The following is a 20710-nucleotide window of genomic DNA, read 5'->3' on the forward strand; positions in this document are numbered from 1 at the left end:
CTCCTTCAGAACAGGAAGTAACGCTGGGCCAGCGGCAGTTCGCGGGCCGGCTCGCAGACCAGCAGTTCGCCGTCGGCACGCACCTGGTAGGTCTGCGCATCGACCTCGATCAGCGGCTGCAAGGTGTTGTGGACCATGTCGGGCTTGCGCACCCGGCGGCAGCCGTGGGCCACGCCGATCAGGCTGCGCAGGTTCAGCTCCTCGGCCAGGCCACGGTCCATCGCCGCCTGGGGCAGGAAGGTCATGCGCGTGGCATGCCGCGCCGCGCCCAGGGCGCCGAACATCGGGCGGTAGTGCACCGGTTGCGGCGTGGGGATGGAACCGTTGATGTCGCCCATGGGCGCGGTGACGATCATCCCGCCCTTGATCACCAGGGCCGGCTTGACCGCAAAGAACGCCGGCGCCCACAGCACCAGGTCGGCCAGCTTGCCGACTTCCACCGAGCCCACTTCGTGGCCGATGCCGTGGGTCAGCGCCGGGTTGATGGTGTACTTGGCGATGTAGCGCTTGACCCGGAAGTTGTCGCTGTAGCTGGTGTCCGGCGCCAGTGGCCCGCGGCGCAGCTTCATCTGGTGGGCCACCTGCCAGGTGCGCAGCACAACCTCGCCAACCCGGCCCATGGCCTGGGAGTCGGACGAGGTCATGGCAAAGGCGCCCATGTCGTGGAGGATGTCCTCGGCGGCGATGGTTTCGCGGCGGATGCGCGACTCGGCAAAGGCCACGTCTTCGGCGATGCTCGGGTCCAGGTGGTGGCAGACCATGAGCATGTCCAGGTGCTCGTCCACGGTGTTGACCGTGTACGGCAGGGTCGGGTTGGTCGAGGACGGCAACACGTTGGCCTGCCCCGCCGCGCGAATGATGTCCGGGGCGTGGCCGCCACCAGCGCCCTCGGTGTGGAAGGTGTGGATGGTACGGTCGCCGATGGCCGCCAGGGTGTCTTCGATGCAGCCGGACTCATTGAGGGTGTCGGTGTGGATCGCCACCTGGATGTCCATTTCCTCGGCCACGCCCAGGCAGCAGTCGATGGCAGCTGGTGTCGAACCCCAATCTTCGTGCAGCTTGAGGCCCACGGCGCCGGCCGCGATCTGCTCGCGCAGTGCTTCCGGCCGCGAGGCGTTGCCCTTGCCCAGCAAGCCGATGTTGATCGGCAGGCTGTCGGCGGCCTGGAGCATGCGCGCAAGGTACCAAGGGCCGGGCGTGCAGGTGGTGGCGTTGGTGCCGGTGGCCGGCCCGGTGCCGCCGCCGATGAAGGTGGTGACACCGCTGTTCAGCGCCTCGTCCACCTGCTGCGGGCAGATGAAGTGGATGTGCGAGTCGACGCCACCGGCGGTGACGATCTTGCCCTCGGCCGCGATCACCTCGGTGCCGGGGCCCACGGGCACGTTCACGCCCGGCTGCACATCGGGGTTGCCAGCCTTGCCGATCACCGCGATACGCCCGTGCTTGATGCCGATATCGGCCTTGACGATGCCCCAGTGGTCGATGATCAGGGCATTGGTCAGTACCAGGTCCATGGCTTCGGCGGCCAGCATCTGGCCCTGCCCCATGCCATCGCGGATGACCTTGCCGCCACCGAACTTCACCTCTTCGCCATAGATGGTGAAGTCGCGCTCCACCTCGACCCACAGCGCGGTGTCGGCCAGGCGTACGCGGTCACCCACGGTGGGGCCGAACATGTCGGCATAGGCCTGGCGGGAAATGCGGCTCATGCCCTGCCCTCCAGCGCGCCCATCACCTTGCCCTGGAAGCCATGGACCTCGCGCTTGCCGGCGTAGGCCACCAGTTGCACGGTACGCGCCTGGCCGGGCTCGAAACGCACGGCGGTACCGGCGGGAATGTCCAGGCGAAAGCCCAGGGTCGGCGCGCGCTCGAACACCAGCGCCTCGTTGACTTCGTAGAAGTGGTAGTGCGAGCCGACCTGCACCGGCCGGTCGCCATGGTTGGCCACGCTGACGCTGACCGTCGCGCGGCCGCTGTTCAGCTCGATATCGCCGGCGGCGACCTGGATTTCACCTGGGATCATGCGGGGCTCCTGGGCAGTTTCAGACGATGGGGTCATGCACGGTCACCAGCTTGGTGCCATCCGGGAAGGTCGCTTCGACCTGCACGTCGTGGAGCATTTCGGCAATGCCAGGCATCACCTGCTCGCGACTCAATACTTCGCGCCCCAGGCTCATCAGCTCGGCGACGGTGCGGCCATCACGGGCGCCTTCAAGCACGGCGGCACTGATCAGCGCCACCGCTTCCGGGTAGTTGAGCTTCAGGCCACGGGCCAGGCGCCGCTCCGCCAGCAACGCGGCGGTGAACAGCAGCAGTTTGTCTTTCTCTCTCGGGGTCAGCTCCATGGCGCTCTCTCAGGTGGCCCAGATACGCGGCGGGCAGGCCGGCAGGCCGAGGACGGCCGGGCGCAGCACATGCCACAGGCGTTGCAGGGTGCGTTGCAGGTGTTGGTTGTCATGGTCGAGCACGCGAATCACCAGCAACGACCCAAGCAGGGTCGCGCCGGCCGGGTTGGCCATCTCGTCGAGTAGCGGGCGCACCAGATCCAGCACGGCCTGGTCGGCGGGTGCGGCGCAGAAGGTGGCCAGCAGCGGATGCCCGCCAAGCTTGTCCAGGCGCCCGCCTTCGACGCGCAGGCGCTCGTGCAGGCCCACTTCGTCAGGCAGTTCAATTTGCAGGCGGCTGTCGAGGGCACCCTGCTCGAAACGCTCGTTCATCACCGGGCGCCCCAGGCACAGGGTTTCCCAGGCCAGCAGGCGCGCCCCCGGTTCGAGGGTGAAACGGCTGTCGAGGCTGGCGCGGGCGCCGGAGAAGAAGATGCTGTCCTGCGGCAGCCACTCCAGGGTGCTGCCGGCGGCCAGGTGAAAGCGCTGGGCCAGCCGCGCGGTCGGGCCGATGCTGCGGTAGAACTTGCTGGCGCCGGGCATGGTCAGCAGCGCGTGGCTGCCCGGCTCCAGCTGGATATCCAGCTCCAGGCGGTCGCCGGCGACGATCCCACCGGGTGGGTGCAGCACGTAGACATGGCACGGTGCACCTTCCGGATAGAACGGTCGCTGCACCAAAAGAGGTCCGAAATGCCGCCACGCACCAAGGCGGGTCACCTCGTCACGCCTGACGAAACGCAACTGCAGGTGAGCGCTCCAGCCGGCATCGTCGTGTTGTTGTTCGATCTGCTCCGCGAGCGACATCCTGCGGCCCCTGAAATCCGTGGCCTGCTGGCCGTTTAGAGGGGCAGGCACGCACGGCTACGGCGCGCGCGGCCTGACCACTCGATCAAATTCGCAGGCTGGATATAGCAGGTTGCGGGCCAACTCCGCAGGTGAACGAAGATGAAACTTTTGCCCAAGCCGCTCTGGCATCGGGCATACGGGGGGATGGCGCACAAGGCGGGGGCGTGCTTTGGCCCTGCTTCGGTGCCAGCCCATCTCAAGGCAAAAATTACCCGATGCTGCGACACGGCCTCTGTGGGAGCGGGTTTACCCGCGAAGAATCCAACCCAGTGCATGGCACGGGCCTCGCCCGTGTTCGCGGGTGAACCCGCTCCCACAGGGTTCGAGCAAGCCCTTCATACAGCGACAAGGCGTCAGTAATCGAAGCGGTCCACCGCACGCCGGCGTTCGTTGTCATCACGCCGGTCATAGATGGCGGTGGTCTGGATATTGGCGTGATGCGCCAGCTTCTGCGCAATCGACAGGTCGTGCTCTTCGATCACCCGGGTGATGAACGCCCGGCGGAAGTCGTGCGGCATGATCTTCACGCCCACCTGCGCACCACGCTGGCGGGCGATGTAGTAAATGGCATGCTTGGTGATGCGCGCCCGGGTGATATGGCTGCCACGGCGGATGCGGTTGAACAGGAACGGGTCGTCTTCGGCCCCTGCCGGCAAGTCCTGACGGCGCAGGTCCAGCCACGCCTGCAACTTCTCGAACGCCCATGGCGGTGCGTACTTGATCAGCTGGCGGTTGCCCTTGCCCAGCACCTGCAAGCTGCGCGCCTCGAAGTCGACCTGGTCCAGGTCGATGTCCACCGATTCCGACTTGCGCATGCCGGTGCCGTACAGCAAGGCGATGATCGCCGCGTCACGCACACCCTGCGGCCGTGGGTCGGCCGCGCACACATCCATCAGCTCGCGAATCAGGCTGCGGCGCAGGTTGCGCCCCGGTGGCAGGCGGCTGCCGGTGGCCGGTTTGACCTCGCGGATGCGCAACAACTGCTCGTGATCGATCAGGCCCTGGCGCCAGGCTTCGTTCATCACACCGCGGATGGCGTTGACGTACAGCGACGAGCTGTTGGGTGCGTAACCGTCGGCACGCAGCGCCGCCACCAGGGCGATCACATGGCCGGGCTCGAGCCGATGCCAGGGCACGTCGACGATATTGCAGTCGACAAACCCCAGCCGGTCGGCAGCGTCCTGAAGGATGTAGCGCATGGTTTGCTGGCTGGATGGGGCCAGGCGGGCCATGTACTGCAGCAGCGGATTTTTCGAGAGGTCGGACAAAACGTGAATCCTGTAGCGAAGCGTTGGCCAGCGGCGAACCGGCCAGACCCTGAAGCAAGTCAATACGACATACAAGCAGGTCCAAATAACAGCAGAAAACGCATGTCATTCGGACCCGGAGAGGTGCCATCACCTTGATATACAAGGGGTTCGGAGCTGGCACGGATCGTGATCTTACCCCAATTGAGCCTACTGAACGAACGAAGGTCCGCCCATGCTTGTGCAGCCGATCGATTCACGCCCACGCCAGGCCGTCTGGGGCCTGGGTTTCCGCCCATTCTTCCTGGGTGGCAGTTTGTTTGCGCTGCTCGCCTTGCTGTTGTGGGGCGGCGTACTGGCCGGTGCGCTGGAGCCCACGCCCCCCGGCGGCATGCTCGCCTGGCACCGCCACGAAATGCTCTATGGCTTTGCTGCCGCCATCATCGCCGGTTTCCTGCTGACTGCAGTGCAGAACTGGAGCGGCATCCCAGGCTTGAACGGGCGCGCGCTACAGGGTTTGTTCCTGCTTTGGCTGCTGGGCCGGGCGAGTTGGTTCCTGCCATTACCGGGCAGCTTGCTGGTAGTGATCGAGGGCAGCTTCCTGCCACTGGTGGCACTGGCGCTGGCACGGCCGATCGTGCAACGGCGCTTGCGTAACAACTACCCGATCGTCGGCCTGGTGCTGTTGATCGCCGCCTGCCAGTGGCTGACCCTGGTCGGCTGGCTGCGCCAGGACGAACTGTGGCAGCGCCGCGGGGTGTTTGCCGGGTTGTGGCTGGTGGCCGCGATGATGACCGTGCTTGGCGGGCGGGTGATCCCGTTCTTCACCCGGCGCGGCCTGGGCAACATGGCCCCGTCCCCTGCCCGCCCCTGGCTGGCCCGGGCCTGCCTGCTGCTGAGCGTGGCGGTACCGGTGGCCTTCGCCTCGGGCTTGGCCGATACGCCACGTATCGGCCTGGCCGCGCTGTTCGGCGCCTTGTTCGCCCTGCATACCGCCCGCCTGGCCTTGTGGCATGACCGTGGCTTGTGGCGGGTGCCCCTGCTGTGGTCGCTGCACCTGGCCTATGCCTGGATTGCCATTGCCTGCCTGGGCATGGCGCTGTGGCATGCCGGGGTGGCACTGAGCCCGAGCCTGGTGACCCACGCCCTGACCGTGGGCGCCATGAGCGGCTTGATCCTGGCGATGATGGCACGGGTCAGCCTGGGCCACACCGGCAGGCCGCTGCAGGTGCCGACCAGCATTGCCTGGGCCTTTGCCTTGATACAACTGGCGACGCTGGCGCGGGTGGTGCTGCCGCTGTTCACGCCGCTGGGGGTGAGCCTTTCAGTAGTGTGCTGGAGCCTGGCGCTGCTGCTGTTCCTGCAACATTACCTGCCCATCTTGCTGCGGCCACGGGCTGACGGTATGCCTGGCTAGCCTTGATGCCCAGATTGGGGCCGCTTTGCGGCCCATCGCCGGCAAGCCAGCTCCCACACCGACCGCGCCGACCTCAAGGCCTGCGCTGTACCTGTGGGAGCTGGCTTGCCGGCGATGGGCTGCTAAGCAGCCCCAAGGTTTCAGCGCAGACGCACAAATTGCCGGACCGCGTTAACCCGGCGCTGGCCACCACCCCGGGAACATCTGCTGCACCCGGGGTTCGGCGAAGCGCTCGTCGATCAAGACCAGAACGCCACGGTCCTGGTCGCCCCGGATGACCCGGCCTGCCGCCTGGATGACCTTGCGCACGCCCGGGTAGAGATAGGCGTAATCGAACCCCGCACCAAACTGCCGCCCCAGACGCTGCTTGAACTGCTCGTTGACCGGGTTGACCTGCGGTAGCCCGAGGGTGGCGACAAACGCGCCGATCAGCCGTGTGCCCGGCAAGTCCACCCCCTCCCCGAATGCACCACCCAGCACCGCAAAACCCACCCCGCGGCCATCCGCAACAAAACGGTCGAGAAAACCCTGGCGGGCCGCTTCGTCCATGCCCGGTTCCTGGGCCCACATGGGTATCTGTGCATGCCGCTCGGCCAGCAGCCCGGCCACCTGTTGCAGGTACTCGAAACTGCTGAAGAACGCCAGGTAGTTGCCCGGCATGCGCTCATACTGCCGGGCGATCAGCTCGACGATCGGCGCCAGCGAAGCCTGGCGTTGCTGGTAACGGGTGGATACCTGGCTGGCGATGTGCACTTCCAGCTGTTCGGCGCGAAACGGCGCGGCCACTTCCAGCCAGGCGGTATCGGCCGGCATGCCCAGCAGGTCGCTGTAGAAGTGCCGTGGGCTCAGGGTGGCGGAAAACAGCGTCACGCTGCGCGCCGCCTGCATGCGTGGGCCCAACAGGCGCGCCGGGGTGACATTGCGCAGGCACAGGGTGGCCAGCCGCCGCTTGCGCGGGCCCTGGCGCTGGCTGATGTCGAACAGGAAGTGCTCGTCGAACAGCTCGGCAACCCGGCTGAACTGCAACGCCTGGTAGAAGAACTGCAGCACCTGCGGGTCCATTTGCGCAGGCGTCTGGTTCATTTGTTCCTGGATCAGCCCGATGCATTGCTGCAGGGCACGCAGCAAGGCCTCTGGCAGCGACTCGCTGGCCTGGTATGGCGCACGCTGCTCCTTGTAGAGGGCGTTCCACTGCCGGTTCAGCCGGTCCAGCGCACTGACCAGCCCGGGCGGTTTGCTCTGGCGCAGGGCCAGCAACTGGCCCTGGTCGAGGCTGGCGCTGTACATGCCGCGGCCGCGCTCTACCAGGTTGTGCGCCTCGTCCACCAGTACCGCGACCCGCCACTGGTTGGCTTGGGTCAGGCCGAACAACAAGGCATGGGCATCGAAGTAGTAGTTGTAGTCCGCCACCAGCACATCTGCCCAGCGCGCCATTTCCTGGCCCAGGTAGTACGGGCACACCTGGTGCGCCAGGGCCACTTCGCGCAGCTGGGCGCGGTCGAGCAAGGGCAACGCTGCCGCTGCCTGCCGCGCGGCCGGCAGGCGGTCGTAGAAGCCTGCGGCCAAGGGGCAGGATTCGCCATGACAGGCCTTGTCGGGGTGCTCGCAGGCTTTGTCGCGGGCGATCAGCTCCAGCGTGCGCAAGGCCGGCTGCGGCGTGGCATCGGTGATCTGGCGCATGGCATCCAGGGCCAGGGCCCGGCCCGGGGTCTTGGCGGTGAGAAAGAACAGCTTGTCCAGCTGCTGCGGCACCATGGCCTTGAGCAGAGGGAACAAGGTACCGAGGGTCTTGCCAATTCCGGTGCTGGCCTGGGCCATCAGGCAACGGCCGGTGCTCACCGCCTTGTACAGGGTTTCCGCCAGTTGTCGCTGGCCCTGGCGGAACGCCGGATAGGGGAAGCCCAGCGCTTGCAGGCCCTGGTTACGCTCGGCCAGACGCTGCTCCTGCCCTTGTGCCCACGCCAGAAAGCGTTGGCACTGGGTTTCGAAGAAGGCCTGCAGTTCGGCTGCCGTGCAGTGTTCACTGATCAGCGTCTGGCCATCGCTGTCCACGTCCAGGTAAACCAGCGCCACCTCGATGGCCGGCATTTGCCGTGCCTGGCACATCAACCAGCCGTAGACCTTGGCCTGCGCCCAGTGCAACTGGCGATGGTTGGCCGGCTGGCGCGACAGGTCGCCACGGTGGGTCTTGATCTCTTCCAGGCGGTTGCAGGCGGGGTCGTAACCGTCGGCGCGGCCACGCACTTTCAGGGTTTCGAACTGGCCTTCGAGGGCAATTTCCGACTCGTAGCCCGCAGCGCGTCGCGCCACCACCCGCCGATGCCCCTCGATCCCCTCCTGGGCGGTGGGTGATGGGGTGAAGCGCAGGTCCAGGTCGCCGACCTTGGCGCTGAATTCACACAAGGCGCGTACCGCTACGCTGTAGCTCACGGTGTTTCGCTCCAGCGCACGTGGCACACCGCGACAGGCAGGCCGTGGGCCCGGCAGAACTCCAGCCAGCGCAGCTGGTTGTCCTGCAGGCGGTCGCCAGGGCCCTTGACCTCGACCATGCGATAGCGACCTTGCTCGGGCCAGAACTGGATCAGGTCGGGCATGCCGGCGCGGTTGTTGCGGATGTCCTGCAGCAGGCGCAGGAAGCACTGTTTCAAATGGGCCGCCGGCAGGCAGGCCAAGGCTTGCTCAAGCAATGCTTCACTGAGCACGGACCAGAACACGAACGGCGACTGCAGCCCTTGCTTGGCGGCGTAGCAGTCGAGAATCGCCCGGTGATGGCTGCCATCGTCCAGCCGCCCCAGGCAACGTTCGAACAGAGCACTGCGGCGTTGCTGGAAGTCGCCGTCGTGCAGGTCCTGCGGGGCGGCCTGGAACGGGTTGAAGAACGCGCCAGGCACCGGGGCGAAGATCGCCTCCCAGCACAGCAGGCCGAACAGGCTGTTGAACAGCGTGTTCTCCACGTAATGCACCGGCCCACCGGCTTCGGCCAGGTGCTGGCGTACCGCCTCCTCCACACCCAGCGCTGCCAGTTCCCGGGGCAGTTCCAGCTCGATCAGCTCCAGGGGCGCGACACGCTGGCGCCGCTGTGGCGGGCCACCGAGCTTGCGTGCCAGGCGTGGCAACATGCGTTCCAGCGCCTGCACTTCCAGGGCGTTGGCCGGCGCCGCCGCCAGTTGCAGCGCCAGTGCATGGGCCTGGGGCCACTGCTCGCTGCGCTCCAGCACCCGCACCTGGCGGATGCGCGCCTGGGCATGGCTGCACTGCGTGTACACAGCCATGGCCTGCGCCCAGTCGCCCAGGCGCTCGCATTGCTGGCCCAGGGCGAATTGCAGGCGCGCATGGCGCCGGGCCAACCATGGGTTGTCGCTGTGCAGGCCCTGCATGGCTGCCAGGATCGACAGCGGGTCGTCGCCCTGCTCCAGGCGCTCGGCGCACTGGTGCAAGGCCATGGCCAGGTCGACTTCGGCGCGTTGCTGCAGGGCACGCGAATCGGTGCTGAACGGCACCTGTTCGTAGCGCAACAACCCGAGGTCGGCGAGGACGAAGTCCGACCAGTCCTGGTACAGGTTGCCGAAGAACAGCAGGCGCATGCGGTCGCACAAGGGTTGCAGGCACCACTGGAGGATGCGTACGCCGCTGTCCGGAAACCACTCGGCCAATGAACGGGCTTGCAGGCCCAGGGGTTGCAGTTGTGCAAGCAGGTCATGCTTGGCAGCGCGAGGGCGGCTCAGCTGCGGGGCAAAACAACGGGCAAGTTCGTCCTTGCGCAGCAGGGCGAACAGTTGCTGCAGTTCCAGTTGTGCGGGCTCCCGTACCCAGCCGAGGGCCAGCAGCGGCTGCAGGGCCTGCCCGGTATCGCCGATTTCGGCATAGTCGAGGCGATCGCTGCGAAACAGCTCGCCCTTGCGCATGACCATGCGCACCATCAGGGCCTGTGCCGGGGCGTCCAGTTGGCTGAAGGTGCGGATGAAAGCGAGTTCCTGATCGTCGAGCAGGTCTTCGTAGCGCTGTTCGACCCACAGCAGCACCTGGCGGAAATTGTGCAGGTAGTAGAACGGGTCGTCGACGGAATGGGCGATCACGGGCTGGGGGTCAGGCGGCTGGAATGGATACTGGTTATACATACAGACCAGTATGCCTGGCAAGTGCCGTGGGTCATCTCGGTGGCGCAGTCTGTAGGAGCGGCCTTGTGTCGCGATGGGCTGCGCAGCAGCCCCGGCGATTTCGGCGTTGGCTTCAAAATCCCGGGGCTGCTGCGCAGCCCATCGCGACACAAGGCCGCTCCTACAGGCGACGGCGCAAAGGTTACTCAGTCGCGGCAACCATCTCCGCCGCCTTGACCTTGGCACTGCCAATCGGCGCCTGCAGCAGCAGGAAGTAGGCCACCGCCGAACACAGCGCCACTACCGCACTGATCATGAACGCCGTGGTGAACGAGCCCGAGTACTGGATGCTGAAGCCAGTAACGATCGGTGCCACCGAGCCGGCAATGTAGCCGCCGAAGTTCTGGATCGAGCCAAACGAGGCCACGCGCTGGCTGTCGACGATGGTGTTGACGATCATCCAGGCAGTGGCACTGGCCATGTTGATGCTGAACAGCGCCAGGCACAGCAGGACGATGCAACCGGTCAGGCCGGTGACGAACGACAGCGGCAGGGTAAACAGCGCCGCCAGCACCAGCCCGGTGATGACGCTGAACTTGCGGCTGGCCAGCACGCTCATGCCGCGCTTCACCAGCAAGTCGCAGAAGCGCCCGGCAACGATCGTGCCCGCTGCGCCAAAGCCATAGGCCAGCGACACTACCCAGGCGGTCTTGTACAGGTCCAGGCCGTGCTCACGCTCGAAGTAGCCAGGCAGCCAGGTCAGGTGCAGCCAGAGCATGTAGATCACGCCCATGAAGCCCAGCACCGCACCCCAGGTACTGCGGTGCTTGAACAGGTCGAGCCAGCCGGCGAAGTACGAGGCCTTCGGCGCTTGTGCAGTGGCTGCCGGCGCCTGCTGCCCACTCGGCAACGGCTTGCCCTCGGCAGCAAGCTCCGCCAGGTAGCGGGCCTTGCTTTTGTAGAAGGTCAGCCAGCATAGCGCCAGCACCACGCCGATCACGCCGGTGATGATGAACATGCCGCGCCAGCCGAAGTTGACCATGAACAGCGTCAGCAAGGGTGGCGCCAGGCACGGGCCGAGGCAGGTCGAGGACCAGACCACGCCGGTCGGGGTGCCGCGTTCGTTGGCATCGAACCACTCCGACAGGGCCTTGGCCGCCGACGGGAACATCGGCGCCTCGCCAATCCCCAGCAGCACCCGCAGGCCCATGAAGCCGGCAAAACTGTTGACCATGCCGAACGCTGCCTGGGCCACCGACCAGCCCAGCAGCGAGGCGCCGAGAGCGATCTTGCTGCCCAGGCGGTCGATGATCATGCCCATCGGCAGCTGGGCAAAGGCATAGGCAATGGAGAACGCCGACAACAGGATGCCCATCTGCGACGGGCTGATCATCATGTCTTTCTGGATCGAGGTGTTGGCGATCGACAACGCACTACGGTCCAGGTAGTTGACGATGCCGATCAACAGCAGGAACACGACGGTGACGCGTTGGTACTTCTTCATAGGGTTCATGTGATGACCTTTATTATTATTGTTGCCGCGCTGTCAGCGCCTTGGCGATCCTTCGTTCATGCTGCGCCCTCCCTGACGCAGCGCGCCGCTCAAGGCTGGCGCGCGGTGGTTGCAACGTCCAGCAGCCCGCGCCGGCCGAGGCTGTCGATCAGCGCACGCAGGCCAAAGTGCCATTGCGGTGCCAGGTCGCTGGTGGTCACGCGGTTGCACAGGGTACCCAGTTGCGGGTTGCTGATGCTCACCACATCGCCCGGCTTGTGGGTGAAGCCGTTGCCCGGTTGGTCGCGGTCCTGCTTGGGGGCGAACAAGGTACCGAGGAACAGCACCAGGCCGTCGGGGTACTGATGGTTCTCGTTGAGGGTTTGCTGCACCAGGTCCTGCGGGTCGCGGCTGATCTGGCGCATGGAGCTGCGGCCGGCGAGGATGAAACCGTCTTCGCCCACCACCTGCAAGTCCACTTCGGCGGCGCGCACGTCGTCCAGGCCGAAGCTTTCGTCGAACAGGCGCAGCAGCGGGCCAAGCGCGGTGGAGGCATTGTTGTCCTTGGCTTTTGACAGCAGCAAGGCGCTACGGCCTTCGAAGTCGCGCAGGTTGACGTCGTTGCCGAGCATCGCACCCTTGATGCGACCATCACTCGACACCGCCAGCACCACTTCAGGCTCGGGGTTGTTCCAGCTCGACTTGGGGTGGATGCCGATGTCGGCGCCGTGGCCGACCGCCGACAGCGGCTGGGCCTTGGTGAACACCTCGGCATCCGGGCCAATACCCACTTCCAGGTACTGCGACCACAGGCCCTGCTCCACCAGCACCTTGCGCAGCGCTTCGGCCTGGGCCGAGCCCGGCACGATCTGCGACAGGTCTGCGCCGATGCGGCTGGCCAGGGTGTCACGGATCGCATCGGCCTTGGCCGGGTCGCCCTTGGCCTGCTCTTCGACCACGCGCTCCAGCAGGCTGGTGGCGAAGGTCACCCCAGCAGCCTTCACCGCCTGCAGGTCGATGGGTGCCAGCAGCCATGGCTGGTGCGGGTCGCGCCGGGCCGGGTCGCTGTTGCCCAGCAAGGCTGGCAGCCCGATCAGCGGCTCGGCCAGCGGCAGGCTGCGCAGGTAGGCCACCGGGTCGGCCACTTCCAGCAGGGCCGAGACGGTGGCTACATGGGCGCTGATATCGTGCACGGCGCCGGCCTTCACCAGCACCACCGCAGGGCCCTGCTCCGGCAGCCAGGCCCGCCCTACCCAACTGCCGCTGTCGAACGCGCTGGCATCGTGATTCAGAGGCAGCGGTCGCTTGCCGTTCGCTCGATCAGTCATCTGTGTACCCTTACTGTCATTCATTGGGAAAGTGCCGGCAGTTGCAGCTGCCCGGCCAGGCGGTCAAGGTCGGCCACCAGCTGTGACGAAAGGCTTGCGCCCTGCTCCAGGGCCTGGCGGCGTAGGGCAAGGCCAGCCTGCCCAGGCAGGCGCACCGGGCGCTCGGGGTCGAGTGGCCGGCTGGCCAGGACCAGCCGACCAAGGAAGCTGGTTTCGTCGGTGAACGCTTGCAGGCCGCCGAAGAAACGCGGGTCGATGACCACGGCGGTGGCCGATGCACCCCACTGGTCTGGTGCATCCTTGCGGCCATGGCCGGCCAGCCCCGAGGTCAGGGCCTCGACCAGCAGCGCCAGGGCGAAACCTTTGTGGCCAAAAGCCTGGCCACCCAAGGGCAGGATGCTGCCTTGCGGGCTGGTGAAGAAGTCGCGCGGGTCGTCGCTCAGTTGCCCGTCATTGCTCACCAGCACCGGGTGCGGCAGGCGGCTGCCGGCATCGCGGCACTGGCCGACCAGGCCGAGGGTGACGGTGGACATGCTGACGTCCAGCAGAATCGGCTCGCCCTGGGTCGGGATGCCCGCGGCAATCGGGTTGGGGGTGTACACCGGGTCGGCGCCACCATGGGCGCAGACCAGCCCTACCGATGGGTCCGAGGAATACAGCATGGCCACCAGGCCCTGGTCGGTGTAGGGCTTGAGGTAGGCTGCCAGGCAGCCGATATGCGCGGCGCGGCGCACCACGGCGATACCGATACCCTGCGAAGTGGCGCCCTTTGCCGCGCAGTCCAGGGCACGGCTGACGCAGTACGGCCCCAACACGTAGTGGCCATCGAACAGGCTGGAAATGCCACTGTCCGATACCTGCTCCAGTACCTGCGCGCGGGCCTTGACCTGGCCGCCGAGCATGCCGTCGATGTAGCGGCTGACCAGGTTCAGGCCATGGGTGCGATGGCCCAGCAATTCGCCTTCGAGCAGTACCCGGGTCACTACCTGGGCGACTTCGGCATCGGCGCCGGCCTTTTCGAACAGCCGCTCGACGAAGGTGGTGAGCGCTTGCACGTTGTAATGTGTGGTTTGAGTCATTGCGGTTGCCTCGGAAATGGAACAGGGCTGGCGATCAGGTCACGGCACCGATCTGCCAGGGCACGAATTCGTTCTGCCCGTAGCCGTGCAGCTCACTCTTGCTGCGTTCACCGGAAGCGATGCGCAGCATCTGTTCGAAGATGAACGCGCCGCGCTCCTCGATGCTGGTGGAGCCGTCGGCGATGCCACCGCAATTGACGTCCATGTCTTCTTCCTGGTGCTCGAACACCCGGTTGTTGGTGGCCAGCTTGATCGACGGCGCCGGGGCGCAGCCGTAGGCCGAGCCACGGCCGGTGGTGAAGGCGATCAGGTTGGCCCCGCCAGCCACCTGGCCGGTGGCCGAAACCGGGTCGTAACCGGGGGTATCCATGAACACCAGACCCTGGGCGCGCACCGCTTCCGCGTACTGGTACACATCGACCAGGTTGCTGGAACCGGCCTTGGCCACCGCACCGAGGGACTTCTCGAGGATGGTGGTCAGGCCCCCGGCCTTGTTGCCGGCCGAGGGGTTGTTGTTCAGTTCGGCGTTCATGCGCTGGCAGTAGTCTTCCCACCAGCGGATGCGGGCCACCAGTTTTTCGCCGACCTCGCGGCTGACCGCACGGCGGGTCAGCAGGTGCTCGGCACCGTAGATTTCCGGGGTCTCGGAGAGAATCGCGGTGCCACCGGCGGCCACCAGGCGGTCGACGGCATTGCCCAACGCCGGGTTGGCGGTAATGCCGGAATAGCCATCGGAACCACCACATTGCAGGCCGACCACCAGGTGCCGCGCACTGACCGGCTGGCGCTGCACCTGGTTGGCCTCGGCCAGCAGCGCCTTGACCTGCTCGATACCGGCGGCAATGGTTTTGCTGGTGCCGCCGATACCCTGGATGGTGAAGGCGCGCAGCTGGGCGCTGGCCTGCAGGCCCTGGGTTTCCAGCAGGCTTTCGATCTGGTTGGTTTCGCAGCCCAGGCCGATGATCAGCACGGCAGCGAAATTGGGGTGTACGGCGTACCCGGCCAGGGTGCGACGCAACAGGCCCAAGGCTTCACCGCTGGGGTCCACCGCACAGCCGGCGCCGTGGGTCAGCGCTACCACGCCGTCGATGTTCGGGTAATCGGCCAGCACTTCAGGGTGGATGTCGCGGCGAAAATGGTCGGCCACGGCCCGAGCCACGGTCGCCGAGCAGTTCACCGAGGTGAGGATGCCGATGTAGTTGCGGGTGGCGACCCGGCCATCGGCGCGCACGATGCCCTGAAACTGCGCCTCGAGGCCGGGCTGGCTGCGGGTGTCGACACCGAAGGCGTAGTCACGGGCGAAATCGCCCATCTGCACATTGTGCACATGCACGTGATCGCCGGCGTCGATGGCCTGCGAGGCAAAACCGATGATCTGCCCGTAACGGCGCAGGGGCTGGCCCTGCTCCACACGCTCGGTAGCGACCTTGTGGCCCGAGGGGATCGGCTGGCGCACGGTAACCGCCTCGGCGTCCAGGCGCAGGCCTTGCGGCAGGGCCTGGCGGGCGATGAGCACGTTGTCCAGCGGGTTGAGGCGGATGACGGCAAGGTCACCGGACTTGGCAATCAGTTGCATGGGACCTCTCAGGGCGGTGCGGCTGGCTTCTTGTTATGGCTGCGACCACTGTAAGAAGCCTTGGGCAACATTCCCAATGAGATGATCCGATCGTGCGATAACCCTGGGTTATCAAAAACAGGTATCAGAGCGCGTTTATCAATCACATTTGAGGGCCATTGGGGCCGCTGCGCAGCCCTTCGCAGGCAAGCCAGCTCCCACACCGACTGCATTGACATCAAGCCATGCGCTGTCCCTGTGGGAGCAACTGTCTTGCTCAAATTCCACAAGGTGGCGCGATCCCTGTGGGAGCGGCCTTGTGTCGCGAAAGGGCTGCAAAGCAGCCCCAGCAATTTCAACTGTTGCGCATCAATCCTGGGGCCGCGCTGCGGCCCTTTCGCGACACAAGGCCGCTCCCACAGGTACAGCGACAACCTCGAGAGCAACGCTGCACCCGTGGGAGCTGGCTTGCCTGCGATGGGCTGCGCAGCGGCCCCATGGGTTTTATCTCTGCTCCTGCTGACGGCGCCGCGCGCCCTCCAGCAAAATCTCGACAAACGCCCGGGCCGAAGCGCTCAGCGGCTCGTCCTTGCGGGTAACCACGCCGTACTCCAGCGCCGCCAGGTGCAAGGGGCTGCGCAGTTCTTTCAGTTGGCCGCTGGCCAGCTGCGCGGCAACCATCGAGCGCGGCAACATGGCGATCATCGGCGCCGCCTGCAGCAATTGCAGGAACATCGGCATGGAGATGGTTTCGACGCTGTCGGCAGGCGTGGCGATGCCGGCAACCCGGAAGGCCTGCTCCAGGCGGTTGCGGATCGGCGTGCCCACCGGGTACAGCACCCACGGCCAGTCGCCCAGCGCCGTCAGTGGCGTGCTTTCCAGCTGGTTGAGCGGGTGCTCGCTGTTGACCACCAGGCTGAACGGTTCCGGCTCCAGGGGCTGGAAGTCGAACAGCTGGCTGAAGCGTTCTTCAGTGAAGCGGCCAATCATGATGTCGAGCTTGTTCTGCTCCAGCATGGTCAACAAGTGATCGCTGGAATGCTCCACCACTTCGATCGACAGCAACGGGCTGCGCGCCTTGATCGCGGCGATGGCCTGCGGCAGCACCAGCGCGGTGGCGGCAAATATCCCACCGACGCGGATAAAGCCGTGCCCGCCGTTGCGCAGGCGGTTTACCTGATCGACGAACTGTTGCGACTCGGCCAGCGCGCCTTGAGCATAACGCACCACATATTCGCCCAGTTCGGTGGGTGGCATGCTCCGCGGCAGGCGTTCGAACAGGGCGAAGCCGAACTGCTCCTCAAGGTCACGCAACATCTTGCTCAGTGCCGGCTGGCTCAGGTTCATGCGCGTGGCGGTGGCGTGCATGTTGCGGGTGCGCGCCAAGGTGTCGATCAGCACCAGGTGCTTGTAGCGTATCCAGTTGCAAAAGCTGGAATGGGTCATGTCCGGCGGCATTGACGCAGGGCCTCAGGCAAGTGAAAAGGCAGGGCTATTGCGCCCGCAGGTAGTGCAGCAAGGTGTCCAGGGCAACCGAGTTGGGCCGCGAGCGCAGGGTCAACACGCCCAGGTTGGCCATGGCCAGTGGCAGTTCCACCGGCAGGATGGCGACCATGCCATAGCGGGCATAATGCTTGGCCACGTCATCGGGCACCACCGCAATCATCTCGGAGGCTTCGAGCATGGCGGTGGTAGCCAGGATCGAGGCAGTTTCGACGATATCCAGCGACTGCACCATGCCGCCGGCCTGCAACGCGCTTTCGACGCGGCGGCGCATCGGGCTGCCGATGGGGTGCAGTATCCAGGTCAAGGCCACCAGGTCGGCCAGTTGCAGCCCGGTGGCATTGGCCAGCGGGTGGCCTGCGCGGGCAATAACGCGCATCTGCTCACCGCCTTCGAACAGTTCGATGTTCAGGTCCTGGCTGTCGCTCTGGTCCGGCAGGCGCCCCACCACCATGTCGAAGTCGCCACGCAGCAAGGCCGGCAGCAAGGTGTCGCTGGTGCCGACCTCCAGGGAAATGCGCACTTTGGGGTGGTCGCGCTTGTAGGCCAGTACCGCCTTGGTCAGCACACCCGGCACCGGGCCCATGACGCTGCCCACCCGCACCAGGCCCTGGGCCCCGCGCGCCAGCTCGGCAATCTGCGCCTGGGCGTGCTCGAACTCATGCAGCGCGTTCTGCGCATAGCGGATCATCACTTCGCCATACAGCGTCGCTTGCATGCCCCGTGGCAAACGCTCGAACAAGCGTACGCCAAGGCGCTCCTCGAGCTGTTGCAGCAACAGGCTCGCTGCCGGTTGCGTGGTGTGCATCGCCGCGGCAGCACGGCGCAGGTTAGCGAACTCGCCCAAGGCGTTGAGCAGCGTGATCTGCCGGCTGGAGATCTTCAATGCGCCGATGCTGGCAGGCGCCTGGGCGCTGTCGGGTGGCAAGCGAGACATATCGAATCCGGTATCGCTGGTTAAGATTTGGCGATTATGCCTGTATCGCTCGACAACCTACAGTCAGGTCTCCCAGTGCTTGAACAGAACAAGAGCCGACCATGAGCATACGTATTACCCACCTGAGCGTTCGCGACATTCGTTTCCCCACTTCGCTGTCGCTGGACGGCTCCGACGCCATGAACAGCGCCCCCGATTATTCGGCCGCCTACGTGGTGCTGCACACCGACGCCGAGGCCCTGGAAGGCCACGGCCTGACCTTCACCATCGGCCGTGGCAACGAGATTTGCGCGGCGGCGGTGCAGTCGCTGGCGCCGCTGATCGTCGGCCTCACCCTGGAGGAAATCACGGCCGACATGGGCGGTTTCTGGCACCGCTTCACCGTCAGCGACAGCCAGTTGCGCTGGCTGGGCCCGGAAAAGGGCGTGATCCACCTGGCCACCGCCGCGATCATCAATGCCGTGTGGGACCTGTGGGCCAAGCACGAAGGCAAGCCGGTGTGGAAGCTGCTGGCCGACATGACGCCCGAGCAGCTGGTGCGCTGCCTGGACTTCAGCTACGTCACCGATGTGCTCACCCCCGAAGAAGCCATCGCCCTGCTGCGCCGCCAGGCCCCGGGCAAGGCCCAGCGCGAAGCGCAGATGCTGCGCGAAGGCTACCCCGGCTACACCACCGCGCCGGGCTGGCTGGGCTACAGCGAAGAAAAGATGCGCAAGCTGGCCCGCGAGGCGGTGGAAGATGGCTGGACCCACATCAAGCAGAAGATCGGCGCGGACCTGGAGGAAGACATTCGCCGCGCCAGCATCCTGCGCGACGAAATTGGCTGGGAGCGCACCCTGATGATGGATGCCAACCAGGTATGGGGCGTCGAGGAATCCGTCGCCAACATGCGCCGCCTGGCCGCCTTCGAGCCACTGTGGATCGAAGAGCCGACCAGCCCGGACGACATCCTCGGGCACGCCACCATCCGCCAGCGCATTGCCCCGATTGGCGTGGCCACCGGTGAACATTGCCACAACCGGGTGATGTTCAAGCAGATGTTCCAGGCCGGCGCGCTGGACTTCTGCCAACTGGACGCGGCCCGCCTGGGTGGCCTGAACGAAGTGCTGATCGTGCTGCTGATGGCGGCGAAGTACGACGTACCGGTGTGCCCGCACGGCGGCGGTGTCGGCCTGTGCGAATATGTGCAGAACATTGCCCTGTTCGACTACATCGCGGTATCGGCCTCGCTGCACAACCGGGTGCTGGAGTACGTCGACCACTTGCACGAGCATTTCATCGACCCGGTGGTGATCCGGCGCGGGCGCTACATGCCACCGCAACGCCCAGGCTACAGCATCGAAATGCATGCCGAGACCCTGGAACGCTACCAGTACCCCAACGGCGCGGTGTGGCTCGACATCAACCGTTCCTGACCCACCTACCTGGGTGTGCCGCCTTTGCGCGGCACGCCACCAGCACTTTTCACGGGGAAAAAACAATGACAATCCTCACCGGTACTGCAGCGGCGCCCGCCCCTGCCGCCACCACAGAACAGCGCCTGAACGGCCTGCTGCTGCGCAAATTGATGCCACTGCTCATCGTTGTCTACGTGATGAGCTTCCTTGACCGGACCAACATTGCCCTGGCCAAGGCCAGCATGGGCATCGACCTCGGCCTGTCGGCAGCGGCCTACGGCCTGGGCGCCGGCCTGTTCTTCCTCACCTATGCCCTGGCCGAAGTACCCAGCAACCTGATCATGCATCGGGTGGGCGCACGCTTCTGGATCACCCGCATCATGATCACCTGGGGCCTGCTCTCGGCGGGCATGGCCTTCGTCCAGGGCGAAACCTCGTTCTACGTCATGCGCCTGTTGCTCGGGGTCGCCGAAGCGGGCCTGTTCCCCGGCGTGATGCTGTACCTGACCTACTGGTTCGACCGTGAACAGCGTGCCCGCGCCACGGGTTACTTCCTGCTGGGCGTGTGCCTGGCCAACATCCTCAGCGGCCCGCTGGGGGGTGCCCTGCTGGAAATGGACGGTGTGCTGGGCTGGCACGGCTGGCAATGGCTATTCGTGCTCGAAGGCCTGCCGGCAGTGGCCCTGGCTTATGTGGTATGGAAGAAACTGCCCGATGGCCCAGCCTCGGCGCCCTGGCTGTCGGCCGCCGAAACCGCGGACATCGAGCGCCGCCTGGCTGCGGAGCGGGCCGCCGCACCGCAGCAGAGCAAGTTGGGGCAGATGTTCCGCGACCGGCAGATCTGGCTGGCGATCGTGGTGTACTTCGTGCACCAGATCACCATCTACACGGTGATTTTCTTCCTGCCGGGCATCATCGGCACCTACGGCGCGCTGTCGCCCTTCCAGGTCGGCCTGCTGACCGCCGTACCGTGGATTGCTGCCGCCATCGGCGCTGCTACCTTCCCACGCCTGGCCACCTCGCCGAGCCGTTGCCGCACCCTGCTGTTCGGCGGCCTGCTGACCATGGCGGCCGGGCTGCTGCTGGCGTCGCTGGCCAACTCGTTCATCGGCCTGATCGGGTTTTCGCTGACTGCCCTGATGCTGTTCGTGGTGCAGTCGATCATCTTCGTCTTCCCCTCCAGCCGCCTGAGTGGCAGCGCCCTGGCGGCAGGGTTGGCCTTTGTCACCACCTGCGGCCTGTTTGGCGGTTTCGTCGGCCCATCGGTGATGGGCCTGATCGAGCAGGCCACCGGCAGTACCCGCAATGGCTTGTGGATCATCGCCGCGTTGCTGGTGGTGGCAGCGCTGGTCAGTACCCGCTTGCGGCAAGGGCAGGAGCAAGCGAATCGCTGACAGGAGGCGTTTGCCTGCCACGGCCTAATCGCCG

16 protein-coding genes are annotated in these 20710 nt (G+C 65.8%); 3 read left to right on the plus strand and 13 right to left on the minus strand.

All coding sequences use genetic code 11. The annotated features are described in order from the left end of the window. Positions 1 to 5: 5 nt before the first annotated feature. From ureC to xerC, 5 genes are all read right to left on the minus strand, one after another. Positions 6 to 1709, minus strand: a complete 1704-nt coding sequence (gene ureC, locus CAG46_RS26550) for an urease subunit alpha (RefSeq protein ID WP_025339425.1) — start codon at positions 1707 to 1709, stop codon at positions 6 to 8. Then, positions 1706 to 2023 (minus strand): urease subunit beta, encoded by a 318-nt coding sequence (locus CAG46_RS26555; RefSeq protein ID WP_025339426.1) that lies wholly within the window; start codon positions 2021 to 2023, stop codon positions 1706 to 1708. The genes ureC and CAG46_RS26555 overlap by 4 nt, the downstream gene beginning before the upstream one ends. Positions 2024 to 2042: 19 nt before the next feature. Further along, positions 2043 to 2345, minus strand: a complete 303-nt coding sequence (locus CAG46_RS26560; protein WP_003256923.1) for an urease subunit gamma — start codon at positions 2343 to 2345, stop codon at positions 2043 to 2045. 9 nt (positions 2346 to 2354) lie between these two features. After that, a complete protein-coding gene (locus CAG46_RS26565) occupies positions 2355 to 3188 on the minus strand; it encodes an urease accessory protein UreD (protein ID WP_085619314.1) in 834 nt (277 codons plus the stop codon). Between the two features lie 395 nt (positions 3189 to 3583). After that, complete coding sequence (gene xerC / locus CAG46_RS26575) at positions 3584 to 4498, minus strand: tyrosine recombinase XerC (RefSeq protein ID WP_015270152.1); 915 nt, start codon at positions 4496 to 4498, stop codon at positions 3584 to 3586. Between the two features lie 214 nt (positions 4499 to 4712). Between xerC and CAG46_RS26580 the strand changes: the two genes are divergently transcribed. Further along, positions 4713 to 5894, plus strand: a complete 1182-nt coding sequence (locus CAG46_RS26580) for an NnrS family protein (RefSeq protein ID WP_085619312.1) — start codon at positions 4713 to 4715, stop codon at positions 5892 to 5894. 171 nt (positions 5895 to 6065) lie between these two features. On the opposite strand, the gene CAG46_RS26585 is transcribed toward CAG46_RS26580, so the two are convergent. From CAG46_RS26585 to CAG46_RS26620, 8 genes are all read right to left on the minus strand, one after another. Then, positions 6066 to 8324: an ATP-dependent DNA helicase gene (locus CAG46_RS26585; protein ID WP_085619310.1), complete on the minus strand. Its 2259-nt coding sequence runs from the start codon at positions 8322 to 8324 to the stop codon at positions 6066 to 6068. Beyond that, on the minus strand, positions 8321 to 9970 hold the full coding sequence (locus CAG46_RS26590) for a VRR-NUC domain-containing protein (RefSeq protein WP_085619331.1): 1650 nt from the start codon (positions 9968 to 9970) through the stop codon (positions 8321 to 8323). Before CAG46_RS26590 ends, CAG46_RS26585 begins: the two co-directional genes overlap by 4 nt. Positions 9971 to 10193: 223 nt before the next feature. Further along, positions 10194 to 11495 carry an MFS transporter gene (locus CAG46_RS26595; protein ID WP_176240859.1) on the minus strand — a complete coding sequence of 434 codons (1302 nt, stop codon included), beginning with the start codon at positions 11493 to 11495 and terminating at the stop codon, positions 10194 to 10196. A gap of 98 nt (positions 11496 to 11593) precedes the next feature. Further along, on the minus strand, positions 11594 to 12811 hold the full coding sequence (locus tag CAG46_RS26600; RefSeq protein WP_085619306.1) for a fumarylacetoacetate hydrolase family protein: 1218 nt from the start codon (positions 12809 to 12811) through the stop codon (positions 11594 to 11596). A gap of 20 nt (positions 12812 to 12831) precedes the next feature. Next, positions 12832 to 13890 carry an Ldh family oxidoreductase gene (locus CAG46_RS26605; protein ID WP_084785199.1) on the minus strand — a complete coding sequence of 353 codons (1059 nt, stop codon included), beginning with the start codon at positions 13888 to 13890 and terminating at the stop codon, positions 12832 to 12834. Positions 13891 to 13924: 34 nt separating this feature from the next. After that, the gene (locus CAG46_RS26610) at positions 13925 to 15466 is read right to left on the minus strand and encodes a UxaA family hydrolase (protein ID WP_085619304.1); all 1542 of its coding nucleotides are present in this window, start codon (positions 15464 to 15466) and stop codon (positions 13925 to 13927) included. A gap of 483 nt (positions 15467 to 15949) precedes the next feature. Continuing rightward, complete coding sequence (locus CAG46_RS26615) at positions 15950 to 16903, minus strand: LysR family transcriptional regulator (protein WP_025339435.1); 954 nt, start codon at positions 16901 to 16903, stop codon at positions 15950 to 15952. Positions 16904 to 16937: 34 nt separating this feature from the next. Further along, positions 16938 to 17885: a LysR family transcriptional regulator gene (locus tag CAG46_RS26620; protein WP_085619301.1), complete on the minus strand. Its 948-nt coding sequence runs from the start codon at positions 17883 to 17885 to the stop codon at positions 16938 to 16940. Positions 17886 to 17986: 101 nt separating this feature from the next. On the opposite strand from CAG46_RS26620, the gene CAG46_RS26625 reads away from it, so the two are divergent. Continuing rightward, complete coding sequence (locus tag CAG46_RS26625; protein WP_023663021.1) at positions 17987 to 19300, plus strand: L-fuconate dehydratase; 1314 nt, start codon at positions 17987 to 17989, stop codon at positions 19298 to 19300. A gap of 65 nt (positions 19301 to 19365) precedes the next feature. Then, positions 19366 to 20676, plus strand: coding sequence for an MFS transporter (locus CAG46_RS26630; protein WP_085619299.1), 1311 nt, complete (start codon positions 19366 to 19368; stop codon positions 20674 to 20676). The last annotated feature ends 34 nt before the right edge of the window (positions 20677 to 20710 follow it).

This window comes from Pseudomonas sp. B23(2017), assembly GCF_002113725.1.
Lineage (GTDB): Bacteria > Pseudomonadota > Gammaproteobacteria > Pseudomonadales > Pseudomonadaceae > Aquipseudomonas > Aquipseudomonas putida_Z.